2 protein-coding genes and 1 pseudogene are annotated in these 4,498 nt (G+C 46.4%); 1 reads left to right on the top strand and 2 read right to left on the bottom strand.

All coding sequences use genetic code 11. The features are described from left to right. Positions 1-207 precede the first annotated feature (207 nt). Entirely contained in the window at positions 208-1,416 is a 1,209-nt protein-coding gene (locus SJ312_RS22840) for an IS4-like element ISVsa5 family transposase (protein ID WP_152950171.1), read from the bottom strand. Between the two features lie 160 nt (positions 1,417-1,576). Between SJ312_RS22840 and SJ312_RS22835 the strand changes: the two genes are divergently transcribed. Further along, on the top strand, positions 1,577-2,476 hold the full coding sequence (locus tag SJ312_RS22835) for an extended-spectrum class A beta-lactamase VEB-9 (protein ID WP_032494864.1): 900 nt from the start codon (positions 1,577-1,579) through the stop codon (positions 2,474-2,476). Positions 2,477-3,209: 733 nt separating this feature from the next. Here the strand turns inward: SJ312_RS22835 and tet are convergent. Further along, positions 3,210-4,280 (bottom strand): annotated as a pseudogene (tet, locus tag SJ312_RS22830) (Tet(A)/Tet(B)/Tet(C) family tetracycline efflux MFS transporter); the annotation flags it as partial. Positions 4,281-4,498 lie beyond the last annotated feature (218 nt).

The following is a 4,498-nucleotide window of genomic DNA, read 5'->3' as shown; positions in this document are numbered from 1 at the left end:
CCAATTTGTGTAGGGCTTATTATGCACGCTTAAAAATAATAAAAGCAGACTTGACCTGATAGTTTGGCTGTGAGCAAATTTAAGGGGAAAACGTGTCCCGGGTCAACTGCTTTTCAAGAGTAAGCAACTTCTGATAAGATACTTTATGTCAGCAGGGTCTGTTTTCGGGTTGCGGTTTTGCTGAATGCGGGGCGCTGAGAGATCCCCTCATAATTTCCCCAAAGCGTAACCATGTTTGAATAGATTTTGAGTAAGCAGGGTTGCAGCCACGAGTAAGTCTTCCCTTGTTATTGTGTAGCCAGAATGCCGCAAAACTTCCATGCCTAAGCGAACTGTTGAGAGTACGTTTCGATTTCTGACTGTGTTAGCCTGGAAGTGCTTGTCCCAACCTTGTTTCTGAGCATGAACGCCCGCAAGCCAACATGTTAGTTGAAGCATCAGGGCGATTAGCAGCATGATATCAAAACGCTCTGAGCTGCTCGTTCGGCTATGGCGTAGGCCTAGTCCGTAGGCAGGACTTTTCAAGTCTCGGAAGGTTTCTTCAATCTGCATTCGCTTCGAATAGATATTAACAAGTTGTTTGGGTGTTCGAATTTCAACAGGTAAGTTAGTTGCTAGAACCCATGGCTCCTTTGCCGACGCTGAGTAGATTTTAGGTGACGGGTGGTGACAATGAGTCCGTGTCGAGCGCTGATTTTTTCGGCCTTTAGAGCGAGATTTATACAATAGAATTTGGCATGAGATTGGATTGCTTTTAGTCAGCCTCTTATAGCCTAAAGTCTTTGAGTGACTAGATGACATATCATGTAAGCTGCTGATAGGTTTCCAGTTTTCCGCTCCTAGGTCTGCATATTGTACTTTTCCTCTTACTCGACTTAACCAGTACCAACCCAGCTTCTCAACGGATTTATACCATGGCACTTTAAAGCCAGCATCACTGACAATGAGCGGTGTGGTGTTACTCGGTAGAATGCTCGCAAGGTCGGCTAGAAATTGGTCATGAGCTTTCTTTGAACATTGCTCTGAAAGCGGGAACGCTTTCTCATAAAGAGTAACAGAACGACCGTGTAGTGCGACTGAAGCTCGCAATACCATAAGTCGTTTTTGCTCACGAATATCAGACCAGTCAACAAGTACAATGGGCATCGTATTGCCCGAACAGATAAAGCTAGCATGCCAACGGTATACAGCGAGTCGCTCTTTGTGGAGGTGACGATTACCTAACAATCGGTCGATTCGTTTGATGTTATGTTTTGTTCTCGCTTTGGTTGGCAGGTTACGGCCAAGTTCGGTAAGAGTGAGAGTTTTACAGTCAAGTAATGCGTGGCAAGCCAACGTTAAGCTGTTGAGTCGTTTTAAGTGTAATTCGGGGCAGAATTGGTAAAGAGAGTCGTGTAAAATATCGAGTTCGCACATCTTGTTGTCTGATTATTGATTTTTCGCGAAACCATTTGATCATATGACAAGATGTGTATCCACCTTAACTTAATGATTTTTACCAAAATCATTAGGGGATTCATCAGTGCGGGGCGTAGTTTCCTAAATCGATAATTTAACCAGATAGGAGTACAGACATATGAAAATCGTAAAAAGGATATTATTAGTATTGTTAAGTTTATTTTTTACAGTTGTGTATTCAAATGCTCAAACTGACAACTTAACTTTGAAAATTGAGAATGTTTTAAAGGCAAAAAATGCCAGAATAGGAGTAGCAATATTCAACAGCAATGAGAAGGATACTTTGAAGATTAATAACGACTTCCATTTCCCGATGCAAAGCGTTATGAAATTTCCGATTGCTTTAGCCGTTTTGTCTGAGATAGATAAAGGGAATCTTTCTTTTGAACAAAAAATAGAGATTACCCCTCAAGACCTTTTGCCTAAAACGTGGAGTCCGATTAAAGAGGAATTCCCTAATGGAACAACTTTGACGATTGAACAAATACTAAATTATACAGTATCAGAGAGCGACAATATTGGTTGTGATATTTTGCTAAAATTAATCGGAGGAACTGATTCTGTTCAAAAATTCTTGAATGCTAATCATTTCACTGATATTTCAATCAAAGCAAACGAAGAACAAATGCACAAGGATTGGAATACCCAATATCAAAATTGGGCAACCCCAACAGCGATGAACAAACTGTTAATAGATACTTATAATAATAAGAACCAATTACTTTCTAAAAAAAGTTATGATTTTATTTGGAAAATTATGAGAGAAACAACAACAGGAAGTAACCGATTAAAAGGACAATTACCAAAGAATACAATTGTTGCTCATAAAACAGGGACTTCCGGAATAAATAATGGAATTGCAGCAGCCACTAATGATGTTGGGGTAATTACTTTACCGAATGGACAATTAATTTTTATAAGCGTATTTGTTGCAGAGTCCAAAGAAACTTCGGAAATTAATGAAAAGATTATTTCAGACATTGCAAAAATAACGTGGAATTACTATTTGAATAAATAAAAAACTACCGCTAACACTGGCTCATAGGCAATGGCGGGTTGAAGTGCAATTTGCAAAGTCGGTAGCCCGCCCGAGCGTTTTCTCGGTTTGACAGGAAAGGCTCACGCAAACCGCCACTGCCCATAGCCCAAACCGTTATGGTTCAGTGGTGAAAAAAAGCGAAATTGGTATTTTTAGGTTTTTGTGCTTTTGGAGACTGGAAAAGAAAATTGAGTGTTTGTTGCGGAACTGAAAAATGGAAAGTTTCTTGAAAGGCTACCGTTGAGAGGAACAAAAAAGAAAAAAAGAAAACTTGGACGCAGATTGTTCCGGTCTATGCTCCTTCGGAGCGAATGGTTCTTCAGCGGAATCTGCATGGATCTTAAGTCTGCAAGGGTTTGCGTTGTGGTTGCGACCAACGAGAAACGGCTCCGAGAGTTTGGCAGTTCAAGCTCGCAACGTAAAGAAAAATTGAAGTTTTTTGTTTTTTAAGTGAAAATGAATACTTTTGGGAAACGGTAGCAAATTCTGAAAAATAAAGAATTGACCGCAACAAAATAGAGAAAAGAGAAGCCCCGGTTGAAATTTCTTTTTAGGAAACTACGCTCCGTACATCAAAACAAACCCCGGAAAAGTCCCCAGCCTCCTGACATAAAACACCTTATCAGAAGCTGCATCCCCGCTTAAAACAGTTGACCCCGTGCGCGAAATCCCCTTAAATTTAATCCGTTAGCGAGGTGCCGCCGGCTTCCATTCAGGTCGAGGTGGCCCGGCTCCATGCACCGCGACGCAGCGCCGGCAGGCAGAGCAAGTAGAGGGCAGCGCCTGCAATCCATGCCCACCCGTTCCACGTTGTTATAGAAGCCGCATAGATCGCCGTGAAGAGGAGGGGTCCGACGATCGAGGTCAGGCTGGTGAGCGCCGCCAGTGAGCCTTGCAGCTGCCCCTGACGTTCCTCATCCACCTGCCTGGACAACATTGCTTGCAGCGCCGGCATTCCGATGCCACCCGAAGCAAGCAGGACCATGATCGGGAACGCCATCCATCCCCGTGTCGCGAAGGCAAGCAGGATGTAGCCTGTGCCGTCGGCAATCATTCCGAGCATGAGTGCCCGCCTTTCGCCGAGCCGGGCGGCTACAGGGCCGGTGATCATTGCCTGGGCGAGTGAATGCAGAATGCCAAATGCGGCAAGCGAAATGCCGATCGTGGTCGCGTCCCAGTGAAAGCGATCCTCGCCGAAAATGACCCAAAGCGCGGCCGGCACCTGTCCGACAAGTTGCATGATGAAGAAGACCCCCATCAGGGCGGCGACGACGGTCATGCCCCGGGCCCACCGGAACGAAGCGAGCGGGTTGAGAGCCTCCCGGCGTAACGGCCGGCGTTCGCCTTTGTGCGACTCCGGCAAAAGGAAACAGCCCGTCAGGAAATTGAGGCCGTTCAAGGCTGCCGCGGCGAAGAACGGAGCGTGGGGGGAGAAACCGCCCATCAGCCCACCGAGCACAGGTCCCGCGACCATCCCGAACCCGAAACAGGCGCTCATGAAGCCGAAGTGCCGCGCGCGCTCATCGCCATCAGTGATATCGGCAATATAAGCGCCGGCTACCGCCCCAGTCGCCCCGGTGATGCCGGCCACGATCCGCCCGATATAGAGAACCCAAAGGAAAGGCGCCGTCGCCATGATGGCGTAGTCGACAGCAGCGCCGGCCAGCGAGACGAGCAAGACCGGCCGCCGCCCGAAACGATCCGACAGCGCGCCCAGCACAGGTGCGCAGGCAAATTGCATCAACGCATACAGCGCCAGCAGAATGCCATAGTGGGCGGTGACGTCGTTAAATTTAAGGGGAAAACGTGTCCCGGGTCAACTGCTTTTCAAGAGTAAGCAACTTCTGATAAGATACTTTATGTCAGTCGGGTCTGTTTTCGGGTTGCGGTTTTGCTGAATGCGGGGCGTAGTTTCCTAAATCGAAATGCTAGGCATGATCTAACCCTCGGTCTCTGGCGTCGCGACTGCGAAATTTCGCGAGGGTTTCCGAGAAGGTGATT

It is taken from the genome of Providencia sp. CIM-Carb-044, assembly GCF_033901115.1.
Classification (GTDB): Bacteria; Pseudomonadota; Gammaproteobacteria; order Enterobacterales; family Enterobacteriaceae; genus Providencia; species Providencia hangzhouensis.
The sequence above is the reverse complement of the archived record's forward strand: the minus strand, read 5'-3'. Positions and strand labels throughout refer to the sequence as shown.